The organism is Streptomyces sp. CA-181903 (genome assembly GCF_050937075.1).
Taxonomy (GTDB): Bacteria; Actinomycetota; Actinomycetes; order Streptomycetales; family Streptomycetaceae; genus Streptomyces.
In genome coordinates, this window is sequence record NZ_JBNJLY010000001.1 from 2,442,488 (window position 1) to 2,462,023 (window position 19,536).

At 73.8% G+C, this 19,536-nt stretch carries 14 protein-coding genes, 3 tRNA genes, 2 pseudogenes and 1 riboswitch; of the genes and pseudogenes, 5 read left to right on the forward strand and 14 right to left on the reverse strand.

The window, feature by feature from the left end; translation table 11 throughout:
- Positions 1-99 precede the first annotated feature (99 nt).
- The 6 genes from ACQEVS_RS10915 to ACQEVS_RS10940 form a co-directional block, all read right to left on the reverse strand.
- Positions 100-438 (reverse strand): hypothetical protein, encoded by a 339-nt coding sequence (locus ACQEVS_RS10915; RefSeq protein ID WP_433018651.1) that lies wholly within the window; start codon positions 436-438, stop codon positions 100-102.
- 39 nt (positions 439-477) lie between these two features.
- Positions 478-735 (reverse strand): hypothetical protein, encoded by a 258-nt coding sequence (locus ACQEVS_RS10920; protein WP_433018653.1) that lies wholly within the window; start codon positions 733-735, stop codon positions 478-480.
- 67 nt (positions 736-802) lie between these two features.
- A complete protein-coding gene (locus tag ACQEVS_RS10925) occupies positions 803-1,090 on the reverse strand; it encodes a hypothetical protein (protein ID WP_433018656.1) in 288 nt (95 codons plus the stop codon).
- A 323-nt stretch (positions 1,091-1,413) separates the two neighbouring features.
- Positions 1,414-1,587: riboswitch (M-box (ykoK) riboswitch) on the reverse strand.
- 205 nt (positions 1,588-1,792) lie between these two features.
- Positions 1,793-1,866: transfer RNA gene (locus ACQEVS_RS10930), tRNA-Ile, on the reverse strand.
- 192 nt (positions 1,867-2,058) lie between these two features.
- Positions 2,059-2,134 (reverse strand) — tRNA-Asn (locus tag ACQEVS_RS10935).
- Between the two features lie 5 nt (positions 2,135-2,139).
- Positions 2,140-2,212: transfer RNA gene (locus ACQEVS_RS10940), tRNA-Asn, on the reverse strand.
- Between the two features lie 207 nt (positions 2,213-2,419).
- Between ACQEVS_RS10940 and ACQEVS_RS10945 the strand changes: the two genes are divergently transcribed.
- On the forward strand, positions 2,420-2,707 hold the full coding sequence (locus ACQEVS_RS10945; protein ID WP_433018659.1) for a YtxH domain-containing protein: 288 nt from the start codon (positions 2,420-2,422) through the stop codon (positions 2,705-2,707).
- A 42-nt stretch (positions 2,708-2,749) separates the two neighbouring features.
- Positions 2,750-4,180: an FGGY family carbohydrate kinase gene (locus tag ACQEVS_RS10950; protein ID WP_433018662.1), complete on the forward strand. Its 1,431-nt coding sequence runs from the start codon at positions 2,750-2,752 to the stop codon at positions 4,178-4,180.
- 14 nt (positions 4,181-4,194) lie between these two features.
- Here ACQEVS_RS10950 and ACQEVS_RS10955 read toward each other — a convergent pair whose 3' ends face one another.
- The 4 genes and pseudogenes from ACQEVS_RS10955 to ACQEVS_RS10970 form a co-directional block, all read right to left on the reverse strand.
- Positions 4,195-5,331, reverse strand: coding sequence for an RNA polymerase sigma factor (locus ACQEVS_RS10955; protein WP_433018664.1), 1,137 nt, complete (start codon positions 5,329-5,331; stop codon positions 4,195-4,197).
- A gap of 238 nt (positions 5,332-5,569) precedes the next feature.
- Positions 5,570-7,479: pseudogene (dnaG, locus tag ACQEVS_RS10960) on the reverse strand (DNA primase).
- A 63-nt stretch (positions 7,480-7,542) separates the two neighbouring features.
- Entirely contained in the window at positions 7,543-8,805 is a 1,263-nt protein-coding gene (locus ACQEVS_RS10965; protein ID WP_433018667.1) for an NAD(P)/FAD-dependent oxidoreductase, read from the reverse strand.
- Between the two features lie 149 nt (positions 8,806-8,954).
- Positions 8,955-10,285, reverse strand: a pseudogene (locus ACQEVS_RS10970) (deoxyguanosinetriphosphate triphosphohydrolase).
- A gap of 166 nt (positions 10,286-10,451) precedes the next feature.
- Between ACQEVS_RS10970 and ACQEVS_RS10975 the strand changes: the two are divergent.
- Positions 10,452-11,141, forward strand: coding sequence for a SanA/YdcF family protein (locus tag ACQEVS_RS10975; protein WP_433018670.1), 690 nt, complete (start codon positions 10,452-10,454; stop codon positions 11,139-11,141).
- Between the two features lie 167 nt (positions 11,142-11,308).
- Here ACQEVS_RS10975 and ACQEVS_RS10980 read toward each other — a convergent pair whose 3' ends face one another.
- Together ACQEVS_RS10980 and ACQEVS_RS10985 are read right to left on the reverse strand one after the other, a co-directional pair.
- Complete coding sequence (locus ACQEVS_RS10980) at positions 11,309-12,244, reverse strand: trypsin-like serine peptidase (RefSeq protein ID WP_433018673.1); 936 nt, start codon at positions 12,242-12,244, stop codon at positions 11,309-11,311.
- Positions 12,245-12,492: 248 nt separating this feature from the next.
- Positions 12,493-13,278, reverse strand: coding sequence for a TSUP family transporter (locus ACQEVS_RS10985; RefSeq protein WP_433018676.1), 786 nt, complete (start codon positions 13,276-13,278; stop codon positions 12,493-12,495).
- Positions 13,279-13,440: 162 nt separating this feature from the next.
- Here ACQEVS_RS10985 and ACQEVS_RS10990 point away from each other — a divergent pair, with 162 nt between their 5' ends.
- A complete protein-coding gene (locus ACQEVS_RS10990; RefSeq protein ID WP_433018679.1) occupies positions 13,441-14,376 on the forward strand; it encodes an oxidoreductase in 936 nt (311 codons plus the stop codon).
- Positions 14,377-14,408: 32 nt separating this feature from the next.
- Here ACQEVS_RS10990 and ACQEVS_RS10995 read toward each other — a convergent pair whose 3' ends face one another.
- Positions 14,409-14,984 (reverse strand): hypothetical protein, encoded by a 576-nt coding sequence (locus ACQEVS_RS10995; protein ID WP_433018681.1) that lies wholly within the window; start codon positions 14,982-14,984, stop codon positions 14,409-14,411.
- A 234-nt stretch (positions 14,985-15,218) separates the two neighbouring features.
- On the opposite strand from ACQEVS_RS10995, the gene ACQEVS_RS11000 reads away from it, so the two are divergent.
- Complete coding sequence (locus ACQEVS_RS11000; RefSeq protein WP_433018684.1) at positions 15,219-17,087, forward strand: APC family permease; 1,869 nt, start codon at positions 15,219-15,221, stop codon at positions 17,085-17,087.
- Between the two features lie 211 nt (positions 17,088-17,298).
- On the opposite strand, the gene ACQEVS_RS11005 is transcribed toward ACQEVS_RS11000, so the two are convergent.
- Positions 17,299-19,320 carry a glycosyltransferase family 2 protein gene (locus ACQEVS_RS11005; protein ID WP_433018687.1) on the reverse strand — a complete coding sequence of 674 codons (2,022 nt, stop codon included), beginning with the start codon at positions 19,318-19,320 and terminating at the stop codon, positions 17,299-17,301.
- Positions 19,321-19,536 lie beyond the last annotated feature (216 nt).

Sequence of the window (19,536 nt, forward strand, 5' to 3'; positions counted from 1 at the left end):
GAGCCGGGGCGGGCCGGACTCCGCAGCGGCGGAGTCCGGGGGCGGAGTACGCCGACGCCGCGGTCACGGGCGGCCCGGCCGGTTCGGGGCGCGGCGGGTTCACGGCGCTTCGCCGCGCGAGGACGGGACGCCGGTGTGCAGGTGCCAGCGCACGTCGCGCACGCGTGGTTCGCGGGTCAGCCGGACCACCAGGCGTTCCAGTGCGGCCGTGTCGGAGCCATCCAGGACGAGGCCGACCTGTACGACGACGTCGTCGTCCGGCTCGATGATGTGCAGGCTGTTCAGGCGGGTGCCGGTGCCCGCGAACGCGAGGACGCACAGGGCCCGCACTTTGTTCTCCACCTCACGGTCGCACGCGGCCTGGAGGGTGCACCGCACGGGCGCGGGAGGCGCGGGGTCCGCGAGGCGTCGGGAGCGCGGGCGGGGCAGGAGGTTCATGAGACCGCCTCTCGAAGTGGTCGGACCGTGGCTCGTCGTTCAGGGCTCCACACGCCAGCCGGCCTCCAGGCGTCGGCGGCCGTCCCGCCCGGTCACGGCGTGCCAGTGGGCACGAGGCCGTCCGCTCGTGGCACGGCCGGCGGCCGTACGGACGGGAACGGGACCGCTCAGGCTGTGGAGAACCGGGGTGTCGACGGCTCCGGCGGCGATGCGCCGGACGGCTTCGCGGAGGAAGGCGCCGATGCCGTCGACGGCGCGGGGACGCGCGGCGCGGGGGACGTGCAGGAGGAGGGGCATGGAAGGTCACCTCCGTCAGGGCATGCCTGATACAGGCGTGCGCGGCCGGGAAGGGTGGTCGGAGTGGTCAGGGGCGGGTGAGCGCGGCGGCTTCGGCGACGCGGTGGACGACGCTCAGCGGCAGACCGGTGAAGCGCGCCAGCCGACGGACGTCGTGCCCCTGACGGATCAGGAGGTAGGCGAGGTGCACATAGGGGTCGTAGACGGCCCCGCGTGCCATTGCCGCCGGGCAGTCGTGCGGATCGTCGAGCAGGTACAGACGCTCGGGGCCGTCGTCCAGCGTCAGGCGGACGCAGGGAAAGACGGGTCCCGTGGCCGGTGCGGTCGGGGCGGTGGGGCCGGGGAGGAGACGCATGGGTGCGTCCTCCTTGTCGTGAGGAGCCGTTGCCGGAAGTGGGCCTCCGAGCGGCGGGAGGGAAGCACGCACCACCGCTCAAGGCCAGGGGCTGCGCGCGACCGGCACGCCACGGACGACCGGCTGCGACGCGTCAGCGGCCGGACGAAGGTGGTCTGCTCGAACTGGTTACCGCGCAGCGGAGGTCAGCGAGGACTTACGGGGAAGGGGCCGACTGTGGCCCGGACTGCTGCAACTGCCGTCCATGTCTCTCGCCTCCTCCCGGCCGGGGCGCACACGGGCGCCGGACGACACGGCAAGGAGCGGACCGGCCCGCGGAGACCGGCTCACCCCAACTCGTCAGAGCTTTGGCACTGCACGGCGTAATCCCCCGGACGGGGCAGCCACTTGGGGTCACCCCTTGAGCCGGGGAGACCTGTCCTGAACCTGGGCGTCTCTCGACGTCGTGGGGTCAGTGGCCTGTGTCCGTGCAGACGCCTCACCGAACGAGGTGCCTTCACCGGCGTGAGTGTATCGCCGCGGACACGCGCGCGGACAACCGTTTGACGCAACCTTGACGCCCGGCCGGCAAGCGGCTCCGGCCGCCATGGGAAGGGATGGCGCGAGGAGGGGAGAGTTGTATCGAAGGGGCCGCCGTCGAGAGGGCGGCCTCCCGGAACACAGGACGTGACTCACGGGATTTTCGCGCCCTGGACCATGAAGTGGGGCGGGTGGGACTCGAACCCACGACCGACGGATTATGAGTCCGCTGCTCTAACCGGCTGAGCTACCGCCCCGTTCACGGCGCGTCGCGCACATCTGTGCGCGCCGTCTGCCGCAGCATAGCCGCTCATACGATCTGTTGCCCCGGTGGGGGCACATCGTGTGACCAGCCTGACCTTGAGGACTGCGGGCGCGGCGCGATGGTTCCCGCCCGGTGGGAAATCCCGGCATGAAAAAAGGACCCCGCGTAGGGGTCCTCTTCCGGATGGCTCCTCCGACTGGACTCGAACCAGTAACCTGCCGGTTAACAGCCGGCTGCTCTGCCAATTGAGCTACAGAGGATCGCGCTCCCCCGACTGGACTCGAACCAGTAACCTGCCGGTTAACAGCCGGCTGCTCTGCCAATTGAGCTACAGGGGATCATCGCGTGCCTCGAATGCATCTTCGTCCGGTCTCCCGGGCGGCGTGCGCTCGCTGCGAGACATACATTAGCGCAAGCAGGGGGGTGCTCCGCCAATCGGTACTCCCGGAGTGACCTCCGGGCACGCAGGGTAGGCGGCGGGCACAGCCCGGCAGGGGCCCGCGAGGCCGCGGGTTCCACGGGATCCGAGGGAAGGATGGGGTGTGATGCGCTACCGGCTGACGTTCATCGCCGGCGCCGCCGTCGGCTACGTGCTCGGCGCGCGGGCGGGCCGCGAACGGTACGAGCAGCTGCGCAAGGGGGCGCGGCGGATCGCGCAGAACCCGGCCGTGCGGAACACCGCGGAAACGGCCGCGGTGAACGGCAAGGCCCTGGCGGGCCGCGCCCTCGGCAAGGTGGGCGATCGGGTCCCCGGCTCGGTGGCCGACCGGATCCGCTCGCTGCGCGAGCAGCGGAGTCCCGCCGAGGACGAGTGGGGCACCAGCAACACCTGACCGGATGCGGGCGGGTGGCCGCGGTTTGGCATCATCCTCCGCATGGGCATAGTCGCGGGGCTGGACAGTTCGACCGAGAGCACACGGATCGTCGTCTGCGACGCGGACACGGGCGCCGTGCTCCGGCAGGGGTACGCGCCGCACCCCCCGTCCGCCGCCGAGGGTGATCCCCAGGCGTGGCTGATCTCCCTCGGCGAGGCCGCCGCCGGCGGGCTGCTGGAGGGCGTCCAGGCCATCGGCGTCTCGGCGCAGCAGCACGGGCTGCTCACGCTGGACGCCGGCGGGGTGCTCGTCCGTCCGGCGCTGCTGGGCAACGACAAGCGGGCGCAGCCCGCCGCCGCCGACCTCACCGACGCGCTGGGCGGCCGGGCCGCCTGGTCGGAGGCGGTCGGCACGGTCCCGCAGTCCGCCATGGCCATCGCCAAGCTCCGCTGGCTGGCCCGGAACGAGCCCGAGTCGGCCACCCGCACCGCCATGCTGCTCCAGCCGCACGAGTGGCTGGTGTGGCAGCTGCTGGGCCGGCCGGCGCGCCGGACCACGGACCGCGGGGCCGCCTCGGCCACCGGCTACTGGTCCGCCGCCACCGGCCAGTGGCGCCCCGACCTGGTCGAACTGGCGCTGGGCCACCACGCGGCGCTCCCCGACGTCCTCGCGCCCGCCGAACCCGCCGGGCACACCCCCGAGGGGCTGCTGATCTCCGCCGGCACCGGCGAGACCATGGCCGCCGCCTTCGGCCTCGGCGTGGGCCCGGGCGACGCGGTGATCTCGCTGGGCGCCTCCGGCTCCGTCTTCGCCGTCCACCACCAGGCGCTCGCCGACCCGTCCGGCACCATCACCTCGTTCGCCGACGCCACCGGCATGCAGCTGCCCGCCGTCCACACCCTCAACGCCGTCCGCGTGCTGCGCGGCACCGCCGAGCTGCTGGGGCTGGACCTGGCCGGGCTCTCGGAGCGGGCGCTGCTCTCGTCCTGGGGCTCGTACGGGCTGGTGCTGCTGCCGTACCTGGAGGGCGAGCGCACCCCGCACCTGCCGCACACCGCCGGGACGCTGGCCGGGCTGCGGCGGGAGAGCATGAAGCCCGAACACCTGGCGCGGGCCGCCTTCGAGGGGATGCTGTGCGGGCTCGCGGACGCGCTGGACGTGCTGCGCGGACGCGGCGTCGTGGTGCGCCGGGTGTTCCTGCTGGGTGCGGCGGCCGAGCTGCCGGCCGTGCAGGCGCTGGCCCCGGCCCTGTTCGGGGCGCAGGTCGTCGTTCCCCAGCCGGCCGACTACGCGGCCCTGGGCGCGGCCCGGCAGGCCGCCTGGGCGCTGGGCGTGCAGCACGGGATGCTGTCCCCGCAGGAACCGCCGCGCTGGCCGCAGGGCGCCGGGCAGGTGTTCGAGCCGGGTGAGGAGCTGCCGTCGGGGCAGGCGGTGCGGCAGCAGTACGCGACGGTGCGCGAGCAGACCCACCCGGGGGCGTTCCGGCAGTAGCGCGTCAGGCGGCGTCAGTCGAGGTAGCCGCGGAGTTGGTCGGCGAAGGCGTGGTCCCGGAGCTTGTTGAGCGTCTTGGACTCGATCTGCCGGATCCGCTCCCGGGTGACGCCGAATATCCGGCCGATCTCCTCCAGCGTCCGCGGCCTGCCGTCCACCAGCCCGTAGCGCAGCTGCACCACCTTGCGCTCGCGCTCGCCCAGCGTGGACAGCACGGCCTCCAGGTGCTCGCGCAGCAGCAGGAAGGCGGCGGACTCGACGGGTGAGGCGGCGTCGCCGTCCTCGATGAGGTCGCCGAGCGCGACGTCGTCCTCCTCGCCCACGGGCGCGTGCAGCGACACCGGCTCCTGGGCGAGGCGCAGCACCTCGCTGACCCGCTCCTCGGAGAGGTCGAGGTACGCGGCGACCTCCTCGGCCGTCGGCTCGCTGCCGCGCTCCTGGAGCATGCGGCGCTGCACCCGGACCACCCGGTTGATCAACTCGACGACGTGCACCGGGACGCGGATCGTCCGCGCCTGGTCGGCCAGGGCCCGGGACATGGCCTGGCGGATCCACCACGTCGCATACGTCGAGAACTTGTAGCCGCGCGCGTAGTCGAACTTCTCGACCGCCCTGATGAGGCCCAGGTTTCCCTCCTGGACCAGGTCGAGCATGGTGAGGCCGCGGCCGATGTAGCGCTTGGCGACGGAGACGACGAGGCGCAGGTTCGCCTCGATCAGACGGCGCTTGGCCATCCGGCCCAGGACGACGAGGCGGTCGAGGTCGAGCGCCAGACAGGTGTCGAGGTCGGGATCGTTCGACAGCTTCTCCTCCGCGAACAGCCCGGCCTCGACCCGGCGCGCCAGCTCCACCTCCTCGGCCGCGGTGAGCAGCGGGATCCGGCCGATCTCGCGGAGGTACTGGCGGAAGAGGTCCGAGGAGGGGCCGTTGCTCTCGGCGGCGCGCCGCTCGCGGTCGCGGTCCCGCTCCACGAGCGGCTCCGGCTCGTCGGCCAGGGTCTCGGACGGTGGCGGCCCGGGCTGCCGCGGAACGGCCCCTACGGGATCGGCCAGGGCCTCGGGGAGGGTGGGGGTCCGGGTCTGCACGGGGGCGACCTCCAGGGTGATCGCTGCGTTTGGCAGAGTCTCGGCCGCGGCGGCGGCGCCGCCCACCAGTGTGGGGCACGACGCGGCTCCGCCACGAGGGGCGTGCGACCACTTTCTGTGGGCGGAGGGTGACGCTGCGCGGGCTGTGCCCCGGTCCCTCCCCTTCGCCGATTCCTGGGGCCAGCCCCCAGACCCCCGAAACCGCGCTCCGCGCGGTTGTCCTCAAACGCCGGACGGGCTGAAATCAGCCCGTTGGGGGTGCCCCCTCTGGGGGAGGGACCGGGGCAAACCCCGCCCGTCAGGGCTACAGCGCCGCCGCGCCCCGCTCCTGCAACGCCTTCCCGTACTGCTGCAGCACCCACAACTCATTCTGCACAGCGGCGAGATGATCCGGCGCGGACTGCGCCCCCAGCCGCACCAGACTCCCCTGCACCTCCCGCACCCGCCGTTCCACGGCCCGCAGCCGCACCTGCACGAGTTGCTGCCCGGCGTAGACCTCGTCCACCGTCTTGGCGTGGATCGCCTCGACGGCGAGCTCGGTGATCATGGAGCGGACGGTGTCGTCGGGGGCGGCCTCGCGGACGCGGGTGAGGTAGTCGGCGTCGGCCAGGGAGACGCCGCCGGCCTGCTCGATCGCGCGGCGGACGACGGCGTAGGGCGGGGCGGTGAACTCGTCCTCGCCGTAGGCGTCGAAGGCGGGGGCGACCAGCTCGGGCCGCTGGAGGGCGAGCTTGAGGAGCTCGCGCTCGGTGCGGTGGGCGGGGCTGCGCAGGTTGAGGGCGGGCCCGCGCGGGCCGGCGGGCGCGGCCGGTCCGGCCGGCTGGGCGGGGCCGCCGCCCGAGGGGCCGTCCGGCCGCGGCCGCCGTCGCCGCGCGCGTCCCGTTCACGCGCCCACCGCGCCAGCTGCCCCACCCGCATCACGACGAACTGCGTGTCCAGGATCCCCAGCAGCCCGGCCAGCCGCACGGCGTACTGGTGCCGGATCGAGCTGTCCTTGATGTGCGCGACGATCGGGGCGGCCTCCTCCAGGGCCGCGGCCTGCCCCTCGGGGGTGTCGACGTCGTGCCGGGCGACGACGGAGCGGAGGGCGAACTCGAAGAGGGGCGTGCTCTCCTCGATCAGCTGCCGGACCGCGTCGTCGCCCTTGTCGAGCCGGAGGTCGCAGGGGTCCATGCCGCCGGGCGAGACGGCGATGTTGGTGTGCGCGGCGAACTTCTGGTCGTCCTCGAAGGCGCGCAGGGCGGCCCGCTGCCCGGCCGCGTCCCCGTCGAAGGTGAAGATCACCTTGGCGCGGGAGTTGTCCATCAGCAGCCGGCGGAGGATCTTGACGTGCTCGCCGCCGAAGGCCGTGCCACAGGTGGCGATGGCGGTGGTGACGCCGGCCATGTGGCAGGCCATCACGTCGGTGTAGCCCTCGACGACGACCGCGCGGTTGCCCTTGGCGATGTCCTTCTTGGCGAGGTCGATGCCGTAGAGGACATGGGACTTGCGGTAGATGGGCGTCTCGGGGGTGTTGAGGTACTTGGGGCCGTTGTCGTCGTCGCGGAGCTTGCGGGCGCCGAAGCCGACGACGTCGCCGGTGATGTCGCGGATGGGCCACATCAGGCGGCCGCGGAAGCGGTCGATGGGGCCGCGTCGGCCGTCCTGGGAGAGGCCGGAGAGGATCAGCTCCTTGTCGGTGAAGCCGCGGCCGCGCAGGAACCGGGTGAGGTGGTCCCAGCCGGCCGGGCTGTAGCCGACGCCGAAGTGCTGTGCGGCGGCCTGGTCGAAGCCGCGGCCGGCCAGGAAGGCCCGGCCGATCTCGGCCTCGGCGCCGTCGAGCTGCTCGGCGTAGAACTTCGCCGCGACCTTGTGCGCCTCGACCAGCCGGGTGCGCTCGCCCTGCTGGCGGCCGGGCGTGTAGCCGCCCTCCTCGTAGCGCAGGGTGATGCCGGCCTGGGCGGCGAGCCGCTCGATGGTCTCGGTGAACGACAGGTGGTCGAGCTTCATCACGAAGTCGACCGTGTCCCCGCCCTCCTGACAGCCGAAGCAGTGGTACAGCCCCTTGGACGGGCTGACGTGGAAGGACGGGGACTTCTCGTCGTGGAACGGGCAGAGGCCCTTGAGGTTGCCGCCGCCGGCGTTGCGCAGCTGGAGGTATTCGGACACGACGGCGTCGATCGGGACGGCGTCCCGGACCGCCTTCACATCGTCATCGTTGATCCTGCCTGCCACGCGTGAAGTCTACTGGCGGTCGGCGACACGCCCGGCCCCGCGGTCCGCGGGAGCGGGGAGATCTCAGGGAACCAGCGATTCCAGCGGCACCCCGGGGTCGGCCAGCGCCTCGGCGTCCGGGCGGGCGCCGGCCCGGATGAGCCGCTGGACGGGCTCCGTGACGTCCCACACATTGACGTTCATCCCCGCCAGCACCCGGCCCTCGCTGAGCCAGAAGGCGATGAACTCGCGCTTGCCGACGTCCCCGCGGCACACCACCTGGTCGTAGGAGCCGGGCGGCGCGTACCCCGAGTACTCCATGCCGACGTCGTACTGGTCGGAGAAGAAGTAGGGGACCCGGTCGTAGACGACCGGCCGGCCCAGCATGGCGCGGGCCGCCGCCGGGCCGCTGTGCAGGGCGTTGGCCCAGTGCTCGACGCGGAGCCGGCCGGTCCCGTCCGGGCGGCCGATCGCGGCGACGTCGCCCGCGGCGAAGACCTCCGGGTCGGAGGTGCGCAGGGACGCGTCGACGGCGATGCCCCCGCCGTCCGCGCGGTCGACGAGGGCCAGCCCGGCGGCCTCGGCGAGGGCGGTGCGCGGGGCGGCGCCGATGGCGGCGAGGACGCTGTGCGCGGGGTGCTCCTCCCCGTCGTCGGTGCGCACGGCGAGGACCATGCCGTCCTGGCCGGTGATCTCGGTGAGGCGGGCGCCGAAGTGGAAGCGGACGCCGTGCTCGGCGTGCAGGTCGGTGAAGACCTGCCCGAGCTCGGGGCCGAGGACCCGGTGCAGCGGGGTGGGGTCGGACTCGACGACGGTCACCTCGGCGCCGTAGCCGCGGGCGGCGGCGGCCACCTCCAGGCCGATCCAGCCGGCGCCGGCGATGACGAGGTGGCCGTTGTCCCGGCCGAGGGAGGCGAGGACGCCACGCAGCCGCTCGGCGTGGGCGAGGCGGCGCAGGTGGTGGACGCCGGCCAGGTCGGTGCCGGGGATGTCGAGGCGGCGCGGTTCGGCGCCGGTGGCGAGCAGCAGCCGGTCGTAGTGGACGCGGGTGCCGTCGCCCAGCCGGACCGTGCGGGCGGCGCGGTCGAGGTGGACGGCGGGCAGGCCGAGGTGGAGCTCGATGTCGGCGCGGGCGTACCAGGCGGGTTCGTGGACGAAGACGCTGTCCCGCTCGTCCTTCCCGATCAGGTACCCCTTGGAGAGCGGCGGGCGCTCGTAGGGGTGGTCGCGTTCGTCGCTGATGAGGATCACCCGCCCGGTGAAGCCCTCCGCGCGGAGGGTCTCGGCCGCCTTCGCGCCGGCGAGCCCCCCTCCGACGATGACGAACGTCTGGTTCGCGTCCACCACTTGCTGCCTCCTCGCTCGATGTGCCACTTCGAGTCCCCGGTGCGTGCGCCGGAACGGCCAGTGCGAGCGTCCCGCACGCGGCGGGCCGCCGGAAGAGGGCCGCGCCGGGGACCGTCCGCGGCCCTGGGCCCCTCGCTCCCCGCCCCGGGTCAGCCGGCGGACGGCGGACGGCCTCCGGTGAGCCGGGCGTGCAGGGTGCGCGCGGAGGCGTCGGTGAGGGCGGCGATCTGGTCGACGACGACGGCGCGCAGCCGGCCCGCGTCGTCGGCCGCGGCCGTGTACAGGGAGCGGAACTGCGGGTCGAGGCCGTCGGGCGCCCGGGAGACCAGGGCCTCCGCCAGCTCGGCGATCACGATGCGCTGGTCGGCGCGGAGCTTCTCCTGGTCCTCGCGCTGGATGACGTACCGGTCGGCGACGGCCTTGAGCACGGCGCACTCCAGCCGGGTGCCGTGCGGGACGACGAGGGCGGCGCGGTGGCGGGTGAGCCGGCCGGGACCCCATGCCTCCCGGGTGGCGGTCTCGGCGGCGAGGCAGAACCGGCCGATCAGCTGGCTGGTGGCGTCCTTCAGGCGGGCCTGGGCGACGGCCGAGCCGTCGTAGCCGTGCGGCCACCACTCCTGGTCGAGCAGCCGGTCCAGGGCCTCGGCCAGCTCCTCGGGGTCCGCGCCGGGGGCGTAGCGGCGGGCGGCCACGGCGAAGATCTCCCGGCGTTCCGGCTCGGCGGCGAGGACGTTGGGGTCCAGGTGGCCCGCGTGCAGCCCGTCCTCGACGTCGTGGACGGAGTAGGCGACGTCGTCGGCCCAGTCCATGACCTGGGCCTCGAAGCTCCTGCGCTGCGGGGGCGCGCCCTGCCGCAGCCAGGCGAAGACCGGCAGGTCGTCGGGGTAGACGCCGAACTTGGCGGAGTCGGGGTCGGTGGGGTGACCGGCGCGCGGCCAGGGGTACTTGGTGGCGGCGTCGAGCGCGGCGCGGGTGAGGTTGAGGCCGACGCTGGCCGGTTCGCCGGTCTCGGGGTCGGTGGTGAAGCGCTTGGGCTCCAGCCGGGTCAGCAGCCGCAGCGACTGGGCGTTCCCCTCGAACCCGCCGCAGGGACCGGCCACTTCGTCGAGCGCCCGTTCCCCGTTGTGCCCGAACGGCGGGTGGCCGAGGTCGTGCGCGAGGCAGGCGGTCTCGACGAGGTCGGGGTCGCAGCCGAGGGCGGCGCCCAGCTCCCGGCCGACCTGGGCGCACTCCAGGGAGTGGGTGAGCCGGGTGCGCGGGCTCGCGTCCCAGACCTGCCCGCTGACGCCGGGGGTGACGACCTGTGTCTTCCCGGCGAGCCGGCGCAGCGCGGCGGAGTGCAGGACGCGGGCGCGGTCGCGCTGGAAGGCGGTGCGGCCCGGCCGCTTGTCGGGCTCGGGGCCCAGCGCTCCAGGTCCTGGGCGTCGTAGCCGTCGAGGGCGGGCGCTGCGCCGCGGGCGGTTGCTGCTGAGCCGTTCATACCCCCGACGGTAGTCCCCGGGTCTGACAAGGGCATGGGGTCCCTCGGCCCGTTCCGGCCGGCCCGAGGGCCCCTTGAGCCTGCCCGTACCCCGTCCGGCCTGCGCACTCGGGGAACCGCCGGGCCCCGCGCGGCGTTCCTTCCGTCCGGAGAGGGGGAGGCGAACATGAGTGTGAAGAAGTGGCCGCGCCGTTGGCTGCCCGCCACCCGCAAGGGCAGGCGCCGGGCGGTCCGGGCGGTGATGGCGGCCTGTGTGCTGGCCCTGCTGCCCGTCACCTGGGTGCACGCCGCCGCGGAGTCCCGGCTGCGGGGGGTCGAGGACGTGCCCCCGGCGCCGGTGGCCGTCGTGTTCGGCGCGGGGCTGTGGGAGGGCAAGCCGTCCCCGTACCTGGCGCACCGGCTCGACACCGCGATCGACCTGTACCGCGCGGGCAAGGTCCGCGTCGTCCTGGTCACCGGCGACAACGGCCGCCGGGGGTACGACGAGCCGGACGCCATGCGCGCCTACCTCCGCGGGCACGGCGTCCCGGACGACCGCGTGGTCGCCGACTACGCCGGCTTCGACACCTGGGACTCCTGCACCCGCGCCCGCCGCGTCTTCGGGGTGCGCAAGGCGGTGCTGGTCACTCAGGACTTCCACATCCGGCGGGCGGTGGCGCTGTGCGACGCGGCCGGGATCGACGTGTACGGGGTGGGCGTGGAGGCGCGGCGCGACCGCACCTGGTACGCGGCCGGCGCCCGGGAGATCCTGGCGGCCGGGAAGGCGGCGGTGGACGCGGCGGTACGGCCGGGGCCGAAGTTCCTGGGCCCGCGCGAGCCGGGGGTGGACCGGGCGCTGGAGGCGGCGGAGCGGTGACCCGCGGGGCGCGGCCGCCGGCCGGGTGCGCGGTCGTCGACGGTGTGCCGCGCCGCCGGACGGTCGCACGGCCGTTCAGCGCCCGGCGGGCCACCGCCTGAGCCCCCGTCGGCCCGGCACCCGGCGGCCCTGCCGCCCGGGCTCGTGGACACGCGCCGCCGCCGGCGCTACCGCTTGGGGTCCCGGCCGTTTATGGCGTCGAGGTACAGCCGGAAGGTCTCGTCGTCGTTCAGCGGGCTGTACGACACCTGGGACGAGCGGTCGCCGTCCGGGCCGCCGCCGTTGAGGCCGCCCAGGACGCCGACCAGGTCGCCGGTCCGCGTCCGCTCGTTGAAGTGGACCAGCCAGGGGCTGCCGGAGGTGCCGGAGAAGAAGCCGTCGCACCGCATCTTCAGCTGATTGTGGTTCTCCAGCTTGCTCGTCAGGGCGGTGCAGCGGATGGCCTCGTCGGCGGGGTCGTCGTCGGCGCTGGGATAGCCGATGACGGTCACCCGGTTGACGTAGCCGGGGGTGCGGGCCAGCCGGTTGGCGCCGGTGACCTGCTCGATCTGACGGCCCTTCGCGTCGGGCCGGACGGTGGCGAAGGCGAAGTCCAGGTCGGAGCCCTCACCGGTGTCGGTGCGTCTGGGGTCGGTGAAGGTGCGGTCCACCGCCCACACGCCGTACGGCTGCTCCTTGGCGCCGGCCTGATAGTCCGGCACGAACGCGGCGTCCTCGCCGATCGAACAGTGCCCGGCCGTGACCAGCAGGTTCCCCTTGGGGCTGTGGACGACGCTGGCCGTGCAGTGATGGCTCTTCATGTCCTCGTCGGTGTAGAAGAGGACGCCCACCGAGGGCACCCCGCCGAAGTGCCGGGCGCTGCCCGTGATGCGCTGGGCCTCGCTCCGGGCGTCGGCGTCCGCCGCGTCGTCGGACACCGCCCCGGCGGACGGGGTGGGGGCCTCCGGGCCCCAGAACCGCCGTGCCTGCTCGCTGGTCCAGCTGCGGTCCTTCCCGTGGCCGCCGGCCTGCGGGACGGCTGCCGCCAGGACGACGACATACAGTCCCGCCAGCGTGGCCCGGCCCCATCGGGCCCGGCTCCACCGGGGAAAACGCACAGGCACCCCCACCACGTTCGGAAGGTCGTTCACAGGCTAACCGCAACTTCCGGCGCGGACGGCCGCCGGACGGTTTTCCGTACCGTCGGACGACCGACGATCCGGTGTATGAACAGCGTACGAATGATCGTCAACCATCCACCACATCCGGTACGGGAAGTCTCACCCCGTTCGCGCCGATCACACGAACGGCGTCCGCCCTGTCCGGCCCATCGGCCGTACCCGGGCTACGCGGCTCGCCGGCCGTACGCGCCCTATCCGGCCCACTGGTCGTAGCCGAGCTTGCAGAGCAGCCCCAGCACCACGACGACCAGGACCACGCGCACGAACCCGCTCCCCCGCTTCAGCGCCATCCGGGCGCCCAGCGTCCCGCCCGCCAGGTTGAAGACGGCCATCGGCAGGGCCACCGACCACAGCACCGCGCCCTGGAGCGAGAAGGTGACCAGGGCGCCGATGTTGGTGCAGACGTTGACGATTTTGGCGGTGCCGGAGGCGGCCACCAGGTCCATGTGCAGGATCCCGGCCAGCGCGAGGACGAGGAAGGTGCCGGTGCCGGGGCCGATCAGACCGTCGTAGAAGCCGATGCCCAGGCCGGCGACGAGGATCGCCGTCCACACCCGCCGCCGGCTCACCGGCCCGGAGGCCGCGGCGGCCGCGCCGAAGCCCGGACGCAGCAGGACGAAGGCGAGGACCGCGACCAGGATCACCATGATCAACGGCCGGAGCAGGGCGCTGTCGATGCCGGAGGCGAACACCGCCCCGGCCAGCGAGCCGCCGAGCGCGGCGAGTCCGGTGCGGAAGGCGGTGCGCAGGTCGAGGGGGGCGCGGCGGGCGTACGAGACCGCGGCGGCGGCGGTGCCCCAGATGGCGACAGCCTTGTTGGTGCCGAGCACGTGCGCGGGCGCGGCGTGCGGCAGGCCGACCAGCAGGGCGGGGAGTTGGAGCAGGCCGCCGCCGCCCACGACGGCGTCGATCCAGCCGGCGGTGGCCGCGGCGAGGCAGAGCAGCAGCAGGGTGGTCAGGGATATGTCGTGGGTCACCACGGGATCGTACGGGCGGCGGACGCTCCAACTCCGTTCCGCGGGGCGCCCGCTGTCCCGTATCCCGCCGCGCGTGGGCCGTTGTCGGTGCCGTCCCCTAGGCTGGGTACGGCAGGTCGCGATCACCCCTGACATGCCTGGTGAGGCAGGGCGGAGGAGCACATGACGAACGGCTGGACGCTCGACGACATGCCCGACCAGAAGGGCCGGACGGCCGTGGTGACCGGCGCCAACAGCGGCATCGGGTACGTCACCTCGCGGGAGCTGGCCCGGCGCGGCGCGCGCGTGGTACTGGCCTGCCGGGACGAGACGCGCGGCAGGGCCGCCGAGGACCTGCTGCGGCAGCAGGTGCCCGGCGCGGACGTCCGCCTGGCCCGGCTCGATCTCGCCGACCTGGCGTCCGTGCGCTCCTTCGCCGCGGAACTGCCCGAGGAGCGACTCGACCTGCTGATCGACAACGCCGGGGTGATGGCCCTGCCGCGGCGGCGCACGGTCGACGGCTTCGAGATGCAGTTCGGCACCAACCACCTGGGGCACTTCGCGCTGACCGGGCTGCTGCTGCCGCGGATGCGGGACGCCGGGTACGGGGCGCGGGTGGTCGTCGTCTCCAGCTTCATGCACGTCATGGGCACGGTCGACCCGCGCGACCCGCAGCTGGACCGGGGCTACCGCCGGTGGATCGCCTACGCCCGCTCCAAGAGCGCCAACCTCCTCTTCGTCCACGAACTCGCCCGCCGCCTGGCCGCCGACGGCTCCCCCGTCGTCGCCGCGGCGGCCCACCCCGGCTTCGCGGCGACCGGCCTCCAGACGGCCGGGGTGCGGCTGGAGGGGCGGCAGCGCACCGAGCGCGTCGTGGCCGGTGCCACGCGGCTGGTCGCGCAGACTGCCGAGCACGGGGCGCTGCCGACGCTGTACGCCGCGACGGCGGAAGGTGTCCGGCAGGACGATTTCATCGGCCCCGGCGGCCCGTTGATGCGGGGGGCGCCCGCGCGGTCGCCGCGTGCTCCGTGGACGCGGGACGACGTGGCGTCGGCGGGGCTGTGGCGGTTGTCGGAGCGGCTGACGGGGGTGCGGTACGGGTGGCCGGCGGGGGTGTGAGGCCCCGCTCCCTCCCCCAGAGGGGGCACCCCTCACTCCATCCCCGACGCCCGGAGCACCCCCCGCACCCCTTCCCCGTCGATCCGGTTCGCCAGAGCCGCGAGCACCGGCGCGCCCTCCCGCAGCAGCCCCCGTGCCAGCGCCCTCCGAGCCCCCGTCTCCAGTTCGTGCCACAGCAGCGGATTGCTCCGCAGCACCCGCGGGTCGAGCTCGACCCGCCCTCCGCCCACGTCGCGGAGGACGAGCCGGGGCGCCACCCCGTCCGACTGCCGTACGCGGGTGAGCAGATCCGTCCGCACCCGTCGCTCGCGGAGGAGGCCGCGGGAGGCCAGCCAGCCGTCGCCGACGGTGACGCGCGGCGGCCGCAGGACCGCCACCAGGGCCGTGCCGAGCGCGGCCCAGGCGCAGGCGCGGGGCGCGTCGAGTTCGCCGCGCAGCAGGTCGACGAGGGTGAGGAGGCCGCCGAGGGCCGTCCCCCAGCACCATGCCTCGCGGGCCTCGCGCCGCCAGTGGCGGTCCCGGGCGAGTACGCCGCCGGTGGCCGTGGCGGCGGGCCGCCCGGAGCGGGGCCCGTGTCTGCGCGTCCTTACCGTCGGTCGCCGTCCCATGGCGCGAGGTTAGGGCCGTCCGCCCGGTACTCCCGCGCGCGTTGACGCCAAGCTGACGGAAACGTGTCCGAACCTGACGGCCTCCTGATGTCCTCTTGACAGAGAGGCGGTCAACTTCCGTTAAAGAAACGCCAAGATGGCAACGCAAGGCGCCAAGAGACCGCCAAGGACCGGTGTCTTCCGGTCACCTCCGCCGCAGGCTGGGCCTCCCACGTCACGGAGGTACGAACAGAGATGTCCACGCCGGCCCACACGGAAGAACGGCCCGACGGGACCGGCGAGGAACCGCCGGATACGAAGGCCGGGCACGAGGGCCTCCGAGAAGAAGAGCACCGGCTCACCGCCCTCCAGGGCCTGGCCGCGCTGTCGCTCGACGCGATGGCCTCCGTCGCGTACGGCCCCGAGTCGATCGTCCTGGTGCTGGCCGCGGCCGGCGCCCACGGGCTGGGCTTCACCCTGCCCGTCACCCTCGCCATCGCGGCCCTGCTCGCCGTGCTCGTCGCCTCCTACCGGCAGGTCATCGCCGCCTTCCCGGACGGCGGCGGCTCGTACGCGGTGGCCGGACGCCACCTCGGCCGCCGCACCTCCCTCGTCACCGCCGCCTCACTGGTCCTGGACTACGTCCTGAACGTGGCGGTCTCCGTCACCGCCGGCGTCGCCGCCCTCACCTCCGCCTTCCCCGCCCTCCACGCCCACCGGCTGTGGATCTGCCTCGGCGTGCTGGCGCTGGTCACCGGGGTGAACCTGCGGGGCATCGCGGAGTCGGCGAAGGCGTTCATCGTCCCGACCGCCGTCTTCGTCGGCTCGATCCTCACCATGATCGCCGTCGGGCTCTTCCGTGACGCGCCCGCGAGCACCGAGGCCGCCGCCGGGCACGCGTCCGCGCTGAGCTCCGGCGCGACCTCGGTCGGCGCCCTGCTGCTGCTCAAGGCGTTCGCCGCCGGCTGCTCCGCCCTCACCGGCGTCGAGGCCGTGGCCAACGCCGTCCCCTCCTTCCGTACCCCGCGCGCCCGCCGCGCCCAGCGGACGGAGGTGGCGCTCGGCGCGCTGCTCGGCGTGATGCTGATCGGCCTGTCGGTGCTCATCGGCCGCTTCCACCTCCAGCCGGTGGAAGGCGTCACGGTCCTCGCCCAGCTCGCGGACGCCTCGCTCGGCCACAACTGGGCCTTCTACGTCGTGCAGTTCGCGACCGTCGTCCTGCTGGCGCTGGCCGCCAACACCTCCTTCGGCGGGCTGCCCGTCCTGATGGGCCTCCTCGCCCGGGACAACTACCTGCCCCACGTCTTCGCCCTCAAGGCCGACCGCCAGGTGCACCGGCACGGCGTCCTCGCGCTGGCCGCCGTCTCGGCGCTGCTGCTGGTCCTCTCCGGCGGCGACGTCAACACGCTGGTGCCGCTGTTCGCGATCGGTGTGTTCGTCGGCTTCACCGTCTGCCAGGTCGGGATGGTCCGGCACTGGCACCTGGAACGGTCGTCCGGGTGGCGCGGCAAGGCCCTGTTGAACGGTTTCGGCGCGCTGCTCACCGGGGTGTCGGCCGTCGTCGTCACCGCCACGAAGTTCACCGAGGGCGCCTGGCTCGTCGTCCTCGCGCTCCCCCTGATGGTGCTCGTCTTCGAAACGGTGCACCGCGCGTACGGCCGGATCGGCGACCGGCTGGAGCTGGGCCGGGTACCGGAACCGCCCCGCCGCTGCCACTCCGTCGTCGTCGTGCCCGTCTCGTCCCTCTCGCGCCTCACCAGCAAGGCGCTGACCGCCGCCGTTTCTCTCGGCGACGAGGTCGTCGCCGTGACCGTCGCTCCGCCCGACGCGGAGGGGCGACGTGCCGTCGAATCGCTGCGACGCGACTGGGAGCTGTGGAGGCCGGGCGTCGACCTCGTCGAACTCCCCGCCCGGGACCGGGCGCTGGGGCGCCCCATCGTCGACTACGTTCAGGAGGTCACCGACCGCCACCCCGACAACCGGGTCATCGTCCTCATCCCGGAGGTGGAACCGGCCCGGCTCTGGCAGCGGTTGCTGCAGAACCAGCGGGGCGCGGTGGTCGCGCACGCGGTGCGGCGGGATACGGACGCGGTGATCTGCCGGCTGCGGTTCAGGGTGGGCTGAGGCCGCCTGCGGCGGGCTGTGCCCCGGTCCCGCCCTTTCACCGTTTCCTGGGGCTGCGCCCCAGACCCCCTGATCGCGGCTCCGCCGCTCGTCCTCAATCGCCGGACGGGCTGCTTTTTCAGCCCGTCCGGCGATTGAGGACAAGGGGGTCTGGGGGCTCGCCCCCAGGAATCGGAGAAGGGGCGGGACCGGGGCACCAACCCCCAAGCGGCTACCGCCGCTTCAAGCGCCCCCGCACCCCCTTCAAAAGCTCCACGCGCCCCACCCGCACCACCAACACATCCCGCCCCTCAACCACCTTCGCGTACCACGGCAACCCGAACCGCTGCCACTTCGCCGCCCCCAACCGCCCCTGGGGCGGCACCGGAACGACCCACTCCCCGGCCCCGGCCGAGAGCCGCAGCTCGAAGCGCCACTCCCCCGGCACGGCAGCACAGTCGTACCGCACGGAGAAAGCCCCGTCCGAGCCCGGCACCACGGGCACCGACCGCACGACGCCGCTCGACACCTCGGTGGCCCGCAACGCCAAAGCTCCGTCCGGCCAGCCGGAAAGGGAGCAACGGCCGGTCACGGAAAGGGTGGCCGGGCCCTCCGAGGCCCACGCGGCGCCGTCCACGGCCAGGTGCGGCAGCACGCGGTGCCGCGTCTCCCCCACGTCGAGCGACAGGTTCCCGTACGGCTTGGTGGTGAAGAGGGCCGCCGCCGTCCCCTCACCCGTCACGACCGTCACCGTCTCGGCGGTGACCGTCTCCGCGCGCCGGCTGCCGAGGCGCGCTTCCTTCCTGACGCCCCGGGCGTCCACCGCGAGGGTGAAGTCCCACAGGCCCGGGCCCAGCGGTGCGCCGTCGGCCGCCGTGGCGAGGTCCACGGTCACGTCGAAGCCCGCGTCGGGGTGGCGGAACCGCCCGCCGTCCTCGTCCGCGCCGAGGTCGGGCGTGGGGACGCGCCGTACGGGGAGGCGGTGTTCGACGGCGCTGCCGCGCTTGCGCAGGAGCAGTTCCACGGCGGTATCGCCGGCTATTCGGTGCACGTAGGCGTGCCCGGCCAGCCGCAGCGCGCCGCCCTCCAGCTCCGCGGTGTCCAGGAAGTGGCGGACGCGCAGTTCGGAGGTGATGTCGTAGCAGTCGTCGGGAATGTTGAGCGTGGAGTCGCGGAAGTAGGGGTACTCCGCGTACGCGCGGCCGTCCTCGGTCAGGATGTCGGGGCCCTGGGCGGCGGTGGCGGCGAGCGTGGTGATGCCGTAGCTGGCGGCGCCCCGGTCCAGTTCCCAGCGGACGACGGTGAGGAGCTCGTCGAGGAGCCCTTCCCGGATGAGGTGGCAGCGCAGCCGGACCATGGCGGGCAGCCGGGCGGCGAGGCCCTCGTGGTAGTACGGCTCGATGAGTTCGCCGAGCTCCTTGAGGAGCGCGTCCTGGGTGTCGCGGTAGGGCTCGCGGCAGAGCTGGAGGACGGCGTCGCGCAGTTCGACGGCGAAGTGACGGTGCATCAGCACGTCGCGCCGCTCGCCCGGTTCGGTGTGCCGGGCGACCAGCTCCGTCATCATCCGGAACAGGTCCATACGCATCCGGGTGCCGTGCGGCTGCGCCGTGATGTTGTTGCCGTCCTCGCGGGCCACCCAGTACAGGCAGTCGTAGTCGGCGACGACGGAGATCGCGGCGGCCTCCAGGTAGGCGGTCGCGGTGAACGGCTGGTCCTCGCCGATGGAAAGGCCGGTCTCGAAGCGCAGGCCGAGGCGGTCGATCAGCTCGCGCCGGAAGAGCTTCATGGGGTTGAGCGTCCAGTAGACGCGGGACGAGAACACGTCGGTCTTCGGCTGGTTCCGGCCGAACATGGACGTGGGCGCGCGGCGGCCGCCCTCCCCGACGATCCGGCCGAGGACGACGTCGGAGCCGTTCTTGTCGGCGGCGGCGACCATGCGCTCCAGGGCCTCCGGCCCGAGGTGGTCGTCGGCGTCCAGGAAGAAGACGTGGCGGCCGGTGGCGCGGTCCAGGCCGAGGTTGCGCGGCCCCGCGGGGCCGCCGGAGTTCGGCTGGTGGATCACGCGCATGCACGGTGCGCCGGCCGCGAGCCGGTCCAGCTCGGCGGCGGTGCCGTCGGTGGAACCGTCGTCCACCACGATCAGCTCGATCCGGTCGGCCCCCAGGGTCTGGTCGAGCACGGACGTGACACTGCGGGTCACGTACGGCATGGCGTTGTACGCGGCGATGATGACCGTGACGTCCGGGCCGGGCATGGATGCGTGCTCCGTTCCTGCGGTCGGGGCGTGGCTCCCGGCCGGGTGGGCTGGTCGGTGCCGGCCGGGTCCCCGGCACGGGCCATTTCAGGGTATACGAGGGTGATATCCCGAACGACTGTCCGAAAATCGACCGCTCCCGCCGTGTGACCGGGCCGTTCCCGGTGGCCGGAACGATCGACATGCCCACGCAACACCCCTGTCGTGATCGCGCCG

What these genes read in the sequence shown, in the direction of transcription:
- ACQEVS_RS10915 (WP_433018651.1), bottom strand. Translation starts at nt 438, where the DNA reads ATGAACCTCCTGCCCCGCCCGCGCTCCCGACGCCTCGCGGACCCCGCG.
- ACQEVS_RS10920 (WP_433018653.1), bottom strand. Translation starts at nt 735, where the DNA reads ATGCCCCTCCTCCTGCACGTCCCCCGCGCCGCGCGTCCCCGCGCCGTC.
- ACQEVS_RS10925 (WP_433018656.1), bottom strand. Translation starts at nt 1,090, where the DNA reads ATGCGTCTCCTCCCCGGCCCCACCGCCCCGACCGCACCGGCCACGGGA.
- ACQEVS_RS10945 (WP_433018659.1), top strand. Translation starts at nt 2,420, where the DNA reads ATGCGCTACCGGCTGACGTTCATCGCCGGCGCCGCCGTCGGCTACGTG.
- ACQEVS_RS10950 (WP_433018662.1), top strand. Translation starts at nt 2,750, where the DNA reads ATGGGCATAGTCGCGGGGCTGGACAGTTCGACCGAGAGCACACGGATC.
- ACQEVS_RS10975 (WP_433018670.1), top strand. Translation starts at nt 10,452, where the DNA reads ATGAGTGTGAAGAAGTGGCCGCGCCGTTGGCTGCCCGCCACCCGCAAG.
- ACQEVS_RS10990 (WP_433018679.1), top strand. Translation starts at nt 13,441, where the DNA reads ATGACGAACGGCTGGACGCTCGACGACATGCCCGACCAGAAGGGCCGG.
- ACQEVS_RS10995 (WP_433018681.1), bottom strand. Translation starts at nt 14,984, where the DNA reads ATGGGACGGCGACCGACGGTAAGGACGCGCAGACACGGGCCCCGCTCC.
- ACQEVS_RS11000 (WP_433018684.1), top strand. Translation starts at nt 15,219, where the DNA reads ATGTCCACGCCGGCCCACACGGAAGAACGGCCCGACGGGACCGGCGAG.
- ACQEVS_RS11005 (WP_433018687.1), bottom strand. Translation starts at nt 19,320, where the DNA reads ATGCCCGGCCCGGACGTCACGGTCATCATCGCCGCGTACAACGCCATG.